The organism is Pseudomonas sp. Pseusp88 (assembly GCF_047303955.1).
In the GTDB taxonomy this organism is placed as follows: domain Bacteria; phylum Pseudomonadota; class Gammaproteobacteria; order Pseudomonadales; family Pseudomonadaceae; genus Aquipseudomonas.
This window is the reverse complement of record NZ_JBGLYM010000003.1, coordinates 365,256-378,162: the sequence shown is the minus strand read 5'-3', so window position 1 is coordinate 378,162 and position 12,907 is coordinate 365,256. Positions and strand designations below refer to the sequence as shown.

12 protein-coding genes are annotated in these 12,907 nt (G+C 59.5%); 11 read left to right on the top strand and 1 reads right to left on the bottom strand.

Features of this window, described 5'->3' with window-relative positions:
- Positions 1-21: 21 nt before the first annotated feature.
- Positions 22-771: an SDR family NAD(P)-dependent oxidoreductase gene (locus ACCD02_RS06250; RefSeq protein ID WP_413299483.1), complete on the bottom strand. Its 750-nt coding sequence runs from the start codon at positions 769-771 to the stop codon at positions 22-24.
- A 297-nt stretch (positions 772-1,068) separates the two neighbouring features.
- Here ACCD02_RS06250 and ACCD02_RS06245 point away from each other — a divergent pair, with 297 nt between their 5' ends.
- The 11 genes from ACCD02_RS06245 (at position 1,069) to ACCD02_RS06195 (ending at position 12,843) form a co-directional block, all read left to right on the top strand.
- Positions 1,069-1,986 (top strand): LysR substrate-binding domain-containing protein, encoded by a 918-nt coding sequence (locus ACCD02_RS06245; RefSeq protein ID WP_413299481.1) that lies wholly within the window; start codon positions 1,069-1,071, stop codon positions 1,984-1,986.
- A gap of 439 nt (positions 1,987-2,425) precedes the next feature.
- On the top strand, positions 2,426-3,139 hold the full coding sequence (locus tag ACCD02_RS06240; protein WP_413299479.1) for a GntR family transcriptional regulator: 714 nt from the start codon (positions 2,426-2,428) through the stop codon (positions 3,137-3,139).
- Positions 3,136-4,047, top strand: a complete 912-nt coding sequence (locus ACCD02_RS06235; protein WP_413299477.1) for a dihydrodipicolinate synthase family protein — start codon at positions 3,136-3,138, stop codon at positions 4,045-4,047. Before ACCD02_RS06240 ends, ACCD02_RS06235 begins: the two co-directional genes overlap by 4 nt.
- Positions 4,040-5,557 carry an aldehyde dehydrogenase gene (locus tag ACCD02_RS06230; protein ID WP_413299475.1) on the top strand — a complete coding sequence of 506 codons (1,518 nt, stop codon included), beginning with the start codon at positions 4,040-4,042 and terminating at the stop codon, positions 5,555-5,557. Before ACCD02_RS06235 ends, ACCD02_RS06230 begins: the two co-directional genes overlap by 8 nt.
- On the top strand, positions 5,554-6,900 hold the full coding sequence (locus tag ACCD02_RS06225) for an NAD(P)/FAD-dependent oxidoreductase (RefSeq protein ID WP_413299473.1): 1,347 nt from the start codon (positions 5,554-5,556) through the stop codon (positions 6,898-6,900). Before ACCD02_RS06230 ends, ACCD02_RS06225 begins: the two co-directional genes overlap by 4 nt.
- A gap of 103 nt (positions 6,901-7,003) precedes the next feature.
- Entirely contained in the window at positions 7,004-7,852 is an 849-nt protein-coding gene (locus ACCD02_RS06220; protein ID WP_413299471.1) for a glycine betaine ABC transporter substrate-binding protein, read from the top strand.
- A gap of 94 nt (positions 7,853-7,946) precedes the next feature.
- Positions 7,947-9,065 carry a quaternary amine ABC transporter ATP-binding protein gene (locus tag ACCD02_RS06215; protein ID WP_413299469.1) on the top strand — a complete coding sequence of 373 codons (1,119 nt, stop codon included), beginning with the start codon at positions 7,947-7,949 and terminating at the stop codon, positions 9,063-9,065.
- Positions 9,062-9,910, top strand: coding sequence for an ABC transporter permease (locus ACCD02_RS06210; protein ID WP_413299467.1), 849 nt, complete (start codon positions 9,062-9,064; stop codon positions 9,908-9,910). The genes ACCD02_RS06215 and ACCD02_RS06210 overlap by 4 nt, the downstream gene beginning before the upstream one ends.
- Complete coding sequence (locus tag ACCD02_RS06205; RefSeq protein ID WP_413299465.1) at positions 9,907-10,758, top strand: ABC transporter permease; 852 nt, start codon at positions 9,907-9,909, stop codon at positions 10,756-10,758. Before ACCD02_RS06210 ends, ACCD02_RS06205 begins: the two co-directional genes overlap by 4 nt.
- Before the next feature lie 12 nt (positions 10,759-10,770).
- Entirely contained in the window at positions 10,771-11,769 is a 999-nt protein-coding gene (locus ACCD02_RS06200) for a 4-hydroxyproline epimerase (RefSeq protein ID WP_413299463.1), read from the top strand.
- 60 nt (positions 11,770-11,829) lie between these two features.
- Complete coding sequence (locus ACCD02_RS06195) at positions 11,830-12,843, top strand: GlxA family transcriptional regulator (RefSeq protein WP_413299461.1); 1,014 nt, start codon at positions 11,830-11,832, stop codon at positions 12,841-12,843.
- Positions 12,844-12,907 lie beyond the last annotated feature (64 nt).

Below are 12,907 nucleotides of genomic sequence, written 5' to 3'. Positions count from 1 at the left end.
TTACGAGCTGGCGTTAATGCATCAGTGGATAAGCATGCCGCCATTCACGTCCAGGGTAATGCCCGTGAGATAGGAGGACAGGTCGCTGGCCAGGAACAGCGCGGCATTGGCCACATCCTGGGCAGCACCCAGACGACCCAAAGGGATGCCGTCGATAATGGCGTGGCGGCGCTCGTCCTGCATCAGGCCACCGGTGATATCGGTCTGGATCAGGCCGGGGGCGATGGAGTTGACCCGTACGTTATCCGGCCCCAGTTCCCGCGCCATGGCTCTGGCCAGACCCAGTACACCGGCCTTGGCTGCGCTGTAATGCGGGCCGCCGAAGATGCCGCCACCGCGTTGCGCCGATACCGAGGACATGCAGACGATGCTGCCGGATGCCTGCTTGCGCATCAGCGGAATCACCGCCTGGGACATCAGCAGAGTGCCGCGCAGGCTGACGTCGAGGACCTTGTCATAGTCGCTGCGGCCGATATCGACGATCTTCAGCGGTTGGGTGATGCCGGCGTTATTGACCAGCACGTCGATGCGGCCGAAGTGTTCGCTGATCTGGCGCACGGCCTGGCTGACCTGGGTTTCATCGGCGACATTGGCGGCCAGGCCAAGGTGTTCGGCACCCAGGGAAGCGGCAGCGTCCCGGGCAGCGGATTGATCGAGATCGAGAATGACCACCCGGGCGCCGTGGGCGGCGAAGGTGGCAGCGGTGGCGCGACCGATACCGCGAGCGGAGGCGGCGCCGGTGATGATTGCAACTTTGCCTTGAAGCAGCATGAGGATTACCTCGAATTGTTTTTGTTGGGATGCGATTCGGGGTCAATCCTGTGCCGGGGGCAGTGGCTGAGCAATAACGCAAAAATCATTGGATGCTGAAAAAAATTCAGCTCTCGATGGGCAGGCACTATTTTTGTGGGACCGGCTTCAGCCGGGAAAGGGCCGGTGCAGACAACACATTTCCGTCGTCTGAACCATGGTCTTCCCGGCTAAAGCCGCTCCCATAGTGTGCGCGGCGTTTGCGGGGTCTTATTCGCTCAGGTAGCTTGGTAAAAAAATAACAAAGGAGTCGCCTCCATGCGGCCACCCGTCGATACCCCGCAAATCCTCCCACCCCTGAGAGCAATTCAGGCCTTCGAGCAGACGGCGCGCTTTGGCAACGTTGCCCGGGCCGCCGAAGTCCTGGACCTGACGCCCTCGGCGGTCAGCCATCAACTGGCCAAGCTGGAGGGCATGATCGGTCGCCAATTGTTCGTCCGTGCGGCCCGTGGTGTCAGCCTGACGCCAGTGGGGGAGCAGTACCTGCGGGAGATTTCCGGCATTCTGCACAGCCTGGCCGTGGCTACCGAACGGGCCGGCAGCGATGCCGCCCTGGACTGCCTGCGCCTGCACTCGGCACCGAGTTTCGGCCTGCTCTGGCTGATGCCGCGGCTGGAGGCGTTTCGTCTGAGCCATCCGGATATCCAGATCAACCTGTCATGTTCCTACGAGCCCCGGCATTTCAGCCGCGACAAGATAGACGTCGATATCCGCCATGGCGTGCCCGACTGGCCGAGCTATGAAGTACGCACCATTTGCAACGAGTCCTTCGCGGTACTGGCATCGCCCAAACTGCTGGCGCAACGGTCGATCAGCGCCGCTGCCGACCTGCTGCACAGCCCGCTGATTCTCTCGGAAACCACACTGCTCAAATGGCCCGACTGGTTTGCCCTGCATGGCCTGGCGCGCCCGGAAAAGCCCTACGAATTGAGCTTCGACCGCTCCTATATGACCCTGGAAGCGGCGAGCCATGGTCTGGGCTTTGCCCTGGAGAGCTCACTGCTGGCGCACAAATACCTGATCGCGGGAGATCTGGTGGAAGTGGCGCCCGAGGCATTGAGTGCGCCGGTGGCGGCCCATCATCTGGTCTTTCCCCGGGCGCACTCCAGCTTTCCTCGGGTACGGCGCTTTCTGGAGTGGATGGAGAGTGAGTTGGGGCATGGGTTTAGCTATTGAACATGGCCCGCTTGATGCGCTTTTTGTGGGACCGGCTTTAGACGGGAAGAGGGCAATACATTCGGCATGTCTCTGTTGTGCCGAGCCATGGTCTTCCCACCCAAAGCCGGTCCCACCATATCCTCCCAAAAAAACGCATGTCGCGAATACACGCCGCCCTGTCGGCCAGAAACAACCATCCCCTGATCGCATCGCACCGGTCGTCGCCACGCCTATTCAAAAAACGACAAGCCACTTTCCTGTAAGCGACCAGGTGGTTTTCGCCCTAAAAAACTAACCCCATGAAAAACAAGGGAAAATAAAAATACTCTCTGTGTTTTTATCGTATTTTCTATGTATACATAAGAAATACATTAGCTTGACCGCCATATATACCCATGCGAATCTGCATCCATCGGCCAGCCGCAAAGCGCGGCTAGACAACCTCCGGAGGTCGTTTGTGAAAAACGGCAAGAGCACTCTTTACGAAGACTTGAAGCGTCAGATCCTGACCATGGAATTGGACCCGGACGAAGCACTGGACGAGGTCATTCTCAGCGAACGCTACGGCCTGTCCCGTACCCCTGTTCGCGAAGTGTTCCGGCGCTTGGCCGGGGAGGGTTATCTGGATATCCGCGAGAACCGCGGTGCCCGGGTCATCCCCATGAATCATTCGACCCTGCGCAACTTCTTCCTGGTTGCGCCCATGATCTATGCCGCGATCGGCCGCCTGGCCGTGCAGAACTTCAAGCAGCGTCAACTGATCGAGTTGAAGGAAACCCAGTACCGCTTTCGCAAGGCCACGATTGATCGTGACGCCTTGGCGATGGCCGTCGAGAACACCCGCTTCCACGCAATCATGGGCGAGATGGCTGGCAACCAGTACCTGCAGCCCAGCCTGGAGCGCCTGCTGATTGATCATGCCCGTATCGGGTACACGTTTTTCCGGCCGAATAACGAGCAGATGGAAGAGCGCCTCGATCAGTCGGCCGGGCATCACGACTTGTTCATCGAGGCCATTGAACGGCGCGATGAAGCTTCAGTTGTCGACCTTGTGTTTGAGCATTGGGAACTGTCCCGGGAGGACATGGAAATGTATATCGCCCCGCAAGGCCTTAAAACTGATGCGCGGGTCGATATTCCCGGTCATTCATCTTCGGAGAAATCGTCTTGAGATTTGAAGGTATTTACACGCCTGCGGTAACGCCTCATACCCCCGATGGGGAAATAGACTGGAGCGTCTTCAGCGAAGTGCTGGAGTCGCTGGTCGAGGCGAAAGTGCACGGCATTATCATCGGTGGTTCCACCGGTGAATATTATGCGCAGACCGCCGAAGAACGCTTGAAGCTGGCCGCCCGGGCCAAGGACGTGATTGGTTCACGCACCCAACTGATCATCGGCACCGGTGCCATTCGCACCGAAGATGCCGTGCTGTTTGCTGAAGATGCGAAGAGGATCAAGGCCGACGCCATTCTCGTCACTACGCCGCCGTATGCGCTGCCGACCGACCAGGAAAACGCCATCCACGCCCTGACCATCGATCGCGCCGCCAATATGCCGATCATGCTTTACAACTATCCGGGGCGCATGTGCGTGCAGATGAACGAGGACTACCTGGCTCGCGTCGGCAAGTCGAAGAACGTCGTCGCGATCAAGGAAAGCTCCGGCGAGATGGGCCGCGTGCATCTGCTTGCCCGTGAGTTCCCGCACATTGCCCTGTCCTGTGGCTGGGACGACCAGGCCCTGGAATTCTTCGCCTGGGGTGCGCGTAGTTGGGTCTGTGCCGGTTCCAACTTCCTGCCCAGGGAGCATGTCGCGTTGTACGAAGCTTGTGTGGTCGAGAAGAACTTCGACAAGGGGCGCCAGATCATGTCGGCCATGATGCCGCTGATGAATGCCCTGGACGGCGGCAAGTTCGTTCAATGCATCAAGTTCGGCTGCGAGTTGAACGGCCTGAATGTCGGTGATGTGCGTGCTCCGCTGCGTCCGCTGAACTCGGAAGACAAGCGCAGCCTCCAGACCGTCATTACCAACGTGAAGCGCACCGTCGCCCACATCACTTCGGGAGCCAGCCATGCGTGATCTGCTGACCAAGGACGAATACGCTGCCATCGCCCAGTCGATGTCATATCCGTCCAATGCCTTTATCAACGGTTCGTTCAAGCCGGCGTTGTCGGGTAATACCTTCGCCACGATCAACCCGGCGACCGGAGCATTCCTTACCGACGTCGCGGCCTGCGCCAGCGAAGACGTCGACTACGCTGTAAGCAAAGCCAGGGAGGCCTTCGACGACGGCCGCTGGCGGCTGCTGGCACCGGGCGAGCGCAAGGCGGTTCTGCTCAAGTTTGCCAAGCTGCTGGAAAACAATCGCCATGAACTGGCCGTCCTGGAAAGCCTGGACAGCGGCAAGCCGGTAAGCGAGTGCCAGATGGTCGACGTCCCGGACACCATCCATACCTTGCGCTGGCATGCCGAGTCGATCGACAAGCTCTACGATCACACCGCCCCGGTCGGCAACGATGCTTTGACCATGGTTGTGCGTGAGCCCATCGGAGTGATCGGTTGTGTGCTGCCGTGGAATTTTCCGCTGCTGATGCTGGCCTGGAAAATCGGCCCGGCCCTGGCCGCCGGTTGCTCGGTGATCGTCAAACCCGCCGAACAGACCACCCTGACCACCCTGCGTGTCGCTGAACTGGCTTTCGAAGCCGGGGTGCCAGCGGGTGTGCTGAATATCGTCACCGGTACCGGCAAGGAAGTGGGCGAGCCCATCGGCCTGCATAAAGATGTCGACATGATCAGCTTCACCGGTTCGACCGCGACCGGCCGCCGCTTCTTGCATTACTCGGCGGATTCGAACCTCAAGCGCGTGGTGCTGGAGTGCGGCGGCAAAAACCCGGCTGTGGTCATGGACGATGCCGAAGACCTGGACCTGGTGGCCCAGCACGTGGTCAACGGAGCGTTCTGGAACATGGGTGAGAACTGCTCGGCAACCTCGCGTCTGCTGGTGCACGAATCGGTCAAGGCCGAGTTGCTTGAGCGCATGGGGGCCTATATCCGCGAATGGAAAATGGGTGATCCCCTTGACCCGCAGAACCGTGTCGGCGCCCTGGTCAGCAGCGATCACTTCGAGAAAGTGAAGTCCTACCTTGAATACGCCATCGCCGGGAAACTGGATGTGGTCTACGGCGGTGATACCCAGGATGGGGCGTTCGTGCAGCCGACCGTGATCGACGGCGTGGACCGCGACAGCCGCTTGTTCCAGGAAGAAATCTTCGGCCCGGTGCTGTCGGTAACGACTTTCACGTCGATCAGCGAAGCTATCGCCCTGGCCAACGATACCGCCTATGGCCTGGCTGCTTCGGTCTACACCGGCAACCTGCGCAAGGCGATCAAGCTGGCTCGGGAGATTCGCGCCGGAATCGTCACCGTCAACTGCTTCGGTGAAGGCGACGCCTCGACGCCGTTCGGTGGCTACAAGGAATCGGGCTTCGGTGGTCGCGACAAGTCGGTGTTCGCTCACGACCAGTACACCGAAATCAAAACCATCTGGATCGATGTGTCGGATCGGTCGGTTGACGAGACCATAAAATGAGCACCCACACCATCAAGCGTCTGCCGGTCGATACCGGGGTTTCAGGTTGGGAGGCGACTTCCACGCGTACGGCTCCCATCCGCATGCTTGATGGGCCGGTAGCAGCGGACTGGCTGATTATTGGTGCCGGTTTTGCCGGCCTGTCTGCGGCTCGCCGGTTGGCTCAACTGCGGCCCGGTGAGCGCATCGTGGTGGTGGATGCCCATGAAATCGCCAAGGGCCCGGCAGGGCGCAATTCCGGCTTCATGATTGACGTGCCTCATAGCCTGTCGTCGGGTGAGTACTCGGTTGCGGGTGAGTCGGCCACGGCTCAGGAAATCGCCCAGAACCGTTTCGCCATCGGCTTTGCCAGGCAAGCGGCGCTTGAATACGGCATGTCCGCCGAGACCTTCGACCCGTCGGGCAAGATCAACGCGGCGGCCACTGATCGCGGCGACAAGCTGAATATCAATTACGCGGCGTCACTCAAGCGTATTGGTGAGCGTTTCGAGTTGTTCGATGCCGTACAGATGCGCGAAATCACCGGCTCGAAGTATTACCACGGCGGGCTTTACACGCCCGGCGCGGTGATGATTCAGCCCGCGCAATACATCCGCGACCTGGCCGCCGGGCTGGGGGGCAAGATCAGCCTGTTCGAGCGCTCGCCGATCGTTGAACTGACCCGCATCGGCAACGACTGGCGGGCGGTATCCCATCGTGGTTCGGTGACGGCGCCTAAGGTGATTCTGGCGGTGAACGGTCATATCGAAGACTTCGGTCATTTCGCCGGGCGCCTGCTGCATGTCTTCACCTATGCGTCCATGACCGCCGCTTACAGTCATGATCAGTTCGGGCAAGCGGTGACCGGCCAGCCGAACTGGGCATTGCTGCCGGCCGACCCGATGGGCGCTACGGTGCGCAAGATCACCAGCGAGGGGCTGTCGCGTATTGTGATTCGTACCCGCTTTACCTACGACCCGAGCATCCAGGTCACGCCCAGGCGCGTCGCCGACATTGCCGAGGAGCAGCGCCATTCTCTGGATCTGCGTTTCCCCGAGCTGAAATCGACGCCGCTGGAATTCAGCTGGGCAGGGCGCCTGTGCCTGAGTCGCAACAGTGCTCCGGCATTCGGTGAGATAGAAGACAACCTGTACTCGGCCTGCTGTGAAAATGGCCTGGGTACAGTCAAGAGCACCTTGGCAGGCGTGATGGCCGCCGAGTTGGCAACGGGGACTCAGTCGCAGTTTCTCGATGAGTTCAACCGCGCACCAGGGCCCAGCAAACTTCCACCCAAAATAATTACCCAGCTGGGTGTCAGTTCAGTCATCCGCTGGCAGGAGTTGCGAGCAGGACGAGAGGGCTGATTAATGAGTTGCACAACTGCTTATAAAACCAATGGCTTTTAGTCAATAACAGCCTGCCTCCAGTTGTAATCACGTAACTGTATTAAATAACCAGGGGAATGCCATGAAGAATATGTGGAAGACACTTTGCGCCGTCGCGGTGGCGGGCATGATGAGCGTATCGGTTCAGGCGGAAGAAAAAACCATCACCATGGGCACCATGAACTGGGAAGATTTGACGCCTATTACGGGTATTACCAAAAAGGTTCTTGAGGACTCTGGTTATACCGTAAAAGTTGTCGAGTTCTCCGAGTGGGGCATTGCTTACGCTGCGCTGACTAAAGGTGATGTGCAGGTTCTGGCCTCGCAAACCGATTATGCGGCGTCGGATTACTGGAATAAGAACAAGAATAAACTCGAGAAGTTGTCACCGGTCTCGTTTGGTCTTTACCAGGGCCTGGCTGTTCCCAGTTACGTCGATATCGACTCCATTGATCAGTTGAACGCCAATGCGGAAAAACTCGGCGGCAAGATCATTGGCATCGAGCCGGGTTCGGGCCTGATGAGCGACGCCACCAACGTGGTCAAGGCCTATGACCTCAAGCTCAAGCTGGTCGAAGGCAGTACCACTGCCATGACCGCGGCCTTGAAGTCAGCGGTCGATCGCAAGGAATGGGTTGCGGTCACGGTCTGGGATCCGTCGTGGATGACCAAGAAATATGACCTGAAATTCCTCAAGGATCCAAAAGGCATCTTCCCGCCGCTGCAAGGTTACTACTGGATCGGCCACAAAGGTTTTGCCCTGGAAAATCCACGTGCCCGTGAACTGATGGCCAGTGTTTATGTACCGATTGGCGATATCACTTCGATGAACGCTGAAGTCAAAGATGGCAAGACCATGGATCAGGCAGTCAAGGCCTGGACCGACAGTCACGCTGACTTGCTCAAGCGTTGGGAAAACATCAAGAACTAAGCAATAACCAGAAAAGCAACTTGCTTGTGCACCACTGCTGCCGCCCTTTGATCAATTAGAGAAACCAGAAGTTACTGGTTCGACGGGTTACGAAATGACAACGGCAAAAATTGACACTAACGAAGTGCTGGTAGATTGCCAGTCAGTCTGGAAAATCTTCGGTGAAAGTGCACCTGCGGCGATGAAGGCTGTCGTCGAAAAGGGCCTGACCAAGACCCAGATACTGCAAGACTATAGCTGCGTAGTCGGGGTCTCTGACGTCAGTCTCCAGGTTCGTCGGGGAGAAATCTTCTGCATCATGGGGTTGTCAGGCAGTGGCAAATCCACCCTGATCAGGTTGCTCAACAAACTGATCACACCCAGCGCCGGCAAGGTCCTGGTCAAAGGCAAGGACCTTTCCTCCCTGAACCCCGCGCAGTTGCGCGAGGTCAGGGCGCGGCATATCGGCATGGTCTTTCAGAGCGTTGCCTTGCTACCCAATCGCACGGTGTTGGAAAACACGGCGTTTGGCCTGGAAATGCAGGGCGTCGGCAAGGCCGAGCGCTTTAAGGTGGCGGAACGCGCGCTGGCCAAGGTCGGGCTGACCGACTGGGCCTCGCGTTATCCGAACGAACTGTCTGGTGGCATGCAGCAACGGGTCGGTCTCGCCCGGGCCATCACCGCTGATCCTGAAGTGATCCTGATGGATGAACCCTTCAGTGCCCTGGACCCCTTGATCCGTCGACAACTGCAGGATGAATTCCGCCAGTTGACCAAGGAGCTGGGCAAGTCGGCGGTATTCATTACTCACGACCTTGACGAAGCGATTCGTATCGGTGATCGCATTGCGATCATGAAAGACGGCGTGATTATTCAAGTGGGTACAGCCGAAGATATCGTGCTCAACCCGGCCGACGATTATGTCGCCGAGTTCGTTGCGGGAATTTCCCGGCTGCACCTGGTAAAGGCTCATTCGGTGATGACACCTGTGGAGCCGTTCAAAGCAGCCAATCCCGGGTGTGATGTGTCGCGCCTGCTCAAGACCACCCCCGACGCCGATATCAACGCGCTGATCGGTCTGACCATGAAGTCCGAGCGCGACGCCCTGGCGGTAGTCGATAACGGCGCGGTGGTCGGCATCATCACCCTGCGTGACCTGTTGCGCGGCGTGCAGGGCATCCCCAACGAATTCGCGGCGACCTCGACGGCTGCGGTGCTGGAGACATCGGCATGAACACGCCTGACTTCTCCAGCCAGTTCGACGGGGTGGTCGACGCAAGCCTTGAGTGGCTGGGCGACCATGGCGAATTTTTCTTCGATTTTGTCAATGCGCTGTTGGCTGGCGGTTACAAGGGCATCCTCTGGTGCATCGCCTATCCGCCGTTCTACGTTATCGCTGCGCTGATCGCCCTGATCGGCTGGCGCATGGTCGGTTTGCGTTTTGCCATTCTGTCCGGCCTGGCCTTGTTGTTTTGTGCACTGATCGGCCTGTGGACAGAGACTGTCAGCACCCTGGCTCTGGTCCTGACGGCCACGGTCCTGGCACTGATAGTGGCGATTCCCTTGGGCGTCCTCGCCGGTCTGGCGCCGCGTTTCGACCGCGTGGTTGATCCGTGCCTGGATCTGGTGCAGACCATGCCACCCTATATCTACCTGCTGCCGGCGATTGCCTTGCTCGGTTATGGCCCGGCGACGGCGCTGCTGGCAACTTTTATTGTCGCGCTGCCTCCGGCCCTGCGCCTGACGTCGCTGGGAATCCGCATGACGCCCAGGGAGTTCATCGAACTGGGCGAGGCAAGTGGCGTCACCGGTTGGCAGATGTTCTACAAGATTCGCCTGCCGTTTGCCCTGCCGAGCATCATGGCCGGGGTCAACCAGAGCCTGATGATGGCCTTCGGCATGGTGGTGATCGCCGGGATTGTCGGCTCCGGCGGCCTGGGCGAGTCCATCTATGGCGCAGTGCGTACCCTGGATATCGCCAAGTCGATCAACGCGGCCATGGCCATCGTTATCCTGACCATGATTCTCGACCGCCTGGCGCAAAGCGCTGCACAATCGCGTAAAGGAGCAAGCCAATGACTGTGGCCGATATGCGTTTCTCGCCGGGCGAGTTCCTGGCTCCGGCGGTGGACTGGCTCAACGCCAATCTGCACGATTTCTTCCTGGTCATCAGCCGCATCATCGAGGCGGTGCTGGGTTTTGCCGAAGGCCTGCTGCTGGCGCCCCATCCCTACGTCCTGATGGCGATCATCTTCGCCGCGGCCTGGTTGCTGGCGAACAAGCGAGTAGCGGTGTTCGCCGTGTTGATGTTGGCGTTTTGCCTGTTCTCCGGGCTGTGGGTGGCGTCAATGCAGACCATTGCGCTGGTCTGTGTCTCGGTGCTGATCTCGGTGACCATCGCTTTTCCCCTGGGCGTGCTGGCGGCCCGGGTCAAGCGGGTTGACGAGGCCTTTGTGCCGATTCTCAACATCATGCAGACGGTGCCGCCCTGGGTGTACCTGATCCCTGCGGTGATCCTGTTCAGCCTGGGTCGGGTGCCGGCGATCATCGCCACTATTGTCTACGGCATTCCGCCGATGCTGCGCCTGACCACACTGGCATTCAAGCAGCTGCCCAAGGACCTGCTGGAACTGGGCCAGGCCAGCGGTGCCTCGCCCCGGGACATCCTGTTCAAGATCGAGCTGCCGACGGCAGCGCCGACCCTGTTGGTGGGGTTGAACCAGTGCATCCTCATGTCCCTTGCCATGGTGGTGCTGGCCGGTCTGGTCGGTGCCGGCGGCCTCGGCGCCGAGGTGACCCGCGGGCTGTCGCGCATGGAGATGGGCCTTGGCCTGCGTGCGGGCCTGGCCATTGTCGCCATAGCCTTGCTGCTGGACCGCTTGTCCCGAGGCGCGTTGCAGCGTCACTCCCCACGCAAGCTCGCTTGAGAGGACTGAATCATGAGACGCAGCTTTTTCTGTATCGATTCCCACGCCTGCGGCAACCCGGTGCGGGTCGTTGCCGGTGGCGGGCCTTTGTTGCCTTCGGTGTCCATGGCCGAGCGGCGGGAGATTTTTGTCCGTGACCATGACTGGGTGCGCACTGCGCTGATGTTCGAGCCCCGGGGGCACGACATCATGTCCGGAGTGATCATTTACCCGTCGTCCCGGGACGATTGCGATTTCGGTGCGCTGTTCATCGAAGTCAGCGGTTGCCTGCCGATGTGCGGCGCCGGGACCATCGGCCTGTCCACCGTGGTGATCGAAGAGGGTCTGGTCACGCCGAAAATGCCGGGAAAACTGGCTATCGAAACTCCGGCCGGGCGGGTGGACGTGGACTACACCATGGGCGGCGAGTTCGTCGAATCCATTCGTTTGTTCAACGTCGCCAGCTATCTGCATAGCGCTGATGTCGCTGTCGAGGTGCCCGGTGTCGGCGCCTTGATAGTGGACATTGCCTACGGTGGTAACTTCTATGCAGTGGTCGAGCCCCAGGCCAACTGGGCGGGGCTGGAAGGTTTGCAGACGGCAGATATCGTCGCTCTCAGCCAAAAGCTGCGCACGGCCCTGGCGGCGATCAGTAATCCGGTGCACCCGGAGAACGAGCGGATCAGCGGCGTGCATCACATCATTTGGTGTGACAAGCCTCAGAGTCGCACGGCCCATGGACGTTGCGCGGTGTTTTACGGCGACAAGGCCATCGACCGTTCGCCCGGTGGCACCGGCACTTCGGCGCGCATGGCGCAGCTGTATGGCAAGGGGCGCCTTCAGGTGGGCGATATCTATCGGCATGAGAGTCTGATCGGCACGATTTTCGAGGGCAAGGTTGAAGCAGCGGTGCAGGTTGGGGAATTCGACGGGATCAGGCCGAGCATCAGTGGCTGGGCCCAGGTCACGGGGCACAACACCATCTTTGTCGATGACAAAGACCCGCTTGCCCATGGCTTTCAACTGGCATAATCGGCGTTTCGTGCGGGCACCGGATACCTGTTCGTTACTACAAGAAAGGCGAGACGAGCATTGAACGAGCGACGCCAATTCAGCGGTGGCATGAAGGGCAAGAACCTTCGCTATGTCGAAGAGGGGCCCCGGGAAAGTACGCAACAGGCCCGGGCCGGTTTTCTGTTGCTCGAACACTTCTCCCTGCCAGCTTTCACTCAGGCGCTGGACACCATTGTGACCGCGAATCTGCTGCGCCCGCGTTTGTTTTCCTCGCGCACCTTCGGCCTTGCCGAGAGTGAGGTGATCAGCGACCTGGGCCTGGTGATCCGCCCTGATGCGCAGATCAACCTGGAGGCGATTCGTAATCTGGACCTGTTGGTGATCTGCGGCGGCTATCGCACCGAACTCAAGGCCAGTGATGAGTTGACCGGCCTGCTGCGTACCGCCGCCGAGGCAGGGGTGACACTGGCCGGGTTATGGAACGGCGCATGGTTTCTCGGCATGGCCGGTCTGCTGGAAGGCTACCGCTGCGCGATTCATCCGGAACATCGCCCGGCGCTGGCGGAGATCTCCAGGGTGACCCACGTTACCAGCGAGGCCTTTGTCATCGACCGCGACCGCTTGACGGCTTCCAGCCCGGCGGGGGCGTTCCATATGGCCCTGGAGTGGATCAAGGGTCTGCATGACAAGGCGTTGATCGAGGGTATTGAAGACATCCTGTCCTTCGAGGAATCGCGCTACCGGCGGATCAATCCTTCCCGGCATATTTCCATGAGCGCGCCGCTGCGCGAAGTGGTCAAGCTGATGGAAGCCAATCTGGAAGAGCCGCTGGAGATGGAGCAACTGGCGGTATACGCCGGCCGCTCCCGGCGCCAGGTCGAGCGGTTGTTCAAGGAGCAACTGGGCACGACGCCACAGCGTTATTACCTGGAACTGCGCATTACCGAAGCGCGGCGCCTGCTGCAACATACCGAGCTGTCTCAGGTGGAGGTACTGGTGGCCTGTGGTTTTGTTTCTCCGAGTCATTTCAGCAAGTGCTACAGCTCGTACTTTGGCTATCGGCCTTCGCGGGAGAAGCGGTTGGTCAAGTAGGAGGCATCGGACCGAAGCCAGTGGGAGCGAATTCATTCGCGAAAGCGTTATTCCAAGCGAAGAA

Coding starts and splice junctions, on each gene's coding strand:
- ACCD02_RS06250 (WP_413299483.1), bottom strand. CDS start 771: ATGCTGCTTCAAGGCAAAGTTGCAATCATCACCGGCGCCGCCTCCGCT.
- ACCD02_RS06245 (WP_413299481.1), top strand. CDS start 1,069: ATGCGGCCACCCGTCGATACCCCGCAAATCCTCCCACCCCTGAGAGCA.
- ACCD02_RS06230 (WP_413299475.1), top strand. CDS start 4,040: ATGCGTGATCTGCTGACCAAGGACGAATACGCTGCCATCGCCCAGTCG.
- ACCD02_RS06225 (WP_413299473.1), top strand. CDS start 5,554: ATGAGCACCCACACCATCAAGCGTCTGCCGGTCGATACCGGGGTTTCA.
- ACCD02_RS06220 (WP_413299471.1), top strand. CDS start 7,004: ATGAAGAATATGTGGAAGACACTTTGCGCCGTCGCGGTGGCGGGCATG.
- ACCD02_RS06215 (WP_413299469.1), top strand. CDS start 7,947: ATGACAACGGCAAAAATTGACACTAACGAAGTGCTGGTAGATTGCCAG.
- ACCD02_RS06210 (WP_413299467.1), top strand. CDS start 9,062: ATGAACACGCCTGACTTCTCCAGCCAGTTCGACGGGGTGGTCGACGCA.
- ACCD02_RS06205 (WP_413299465.1), top strand. CDS start 9,907: ATGACTGTGGCCGATATGCGTTTCTCGCCGGGCGAGTTCCTGGCTCCG.
- ACCD02_RS06200 (WP_413299463.1), top strand. CDS start 10,771: ATGAGACGCAGCTTTTTCTGTATCGATTCCCACGCCTGCGGCAACCCG.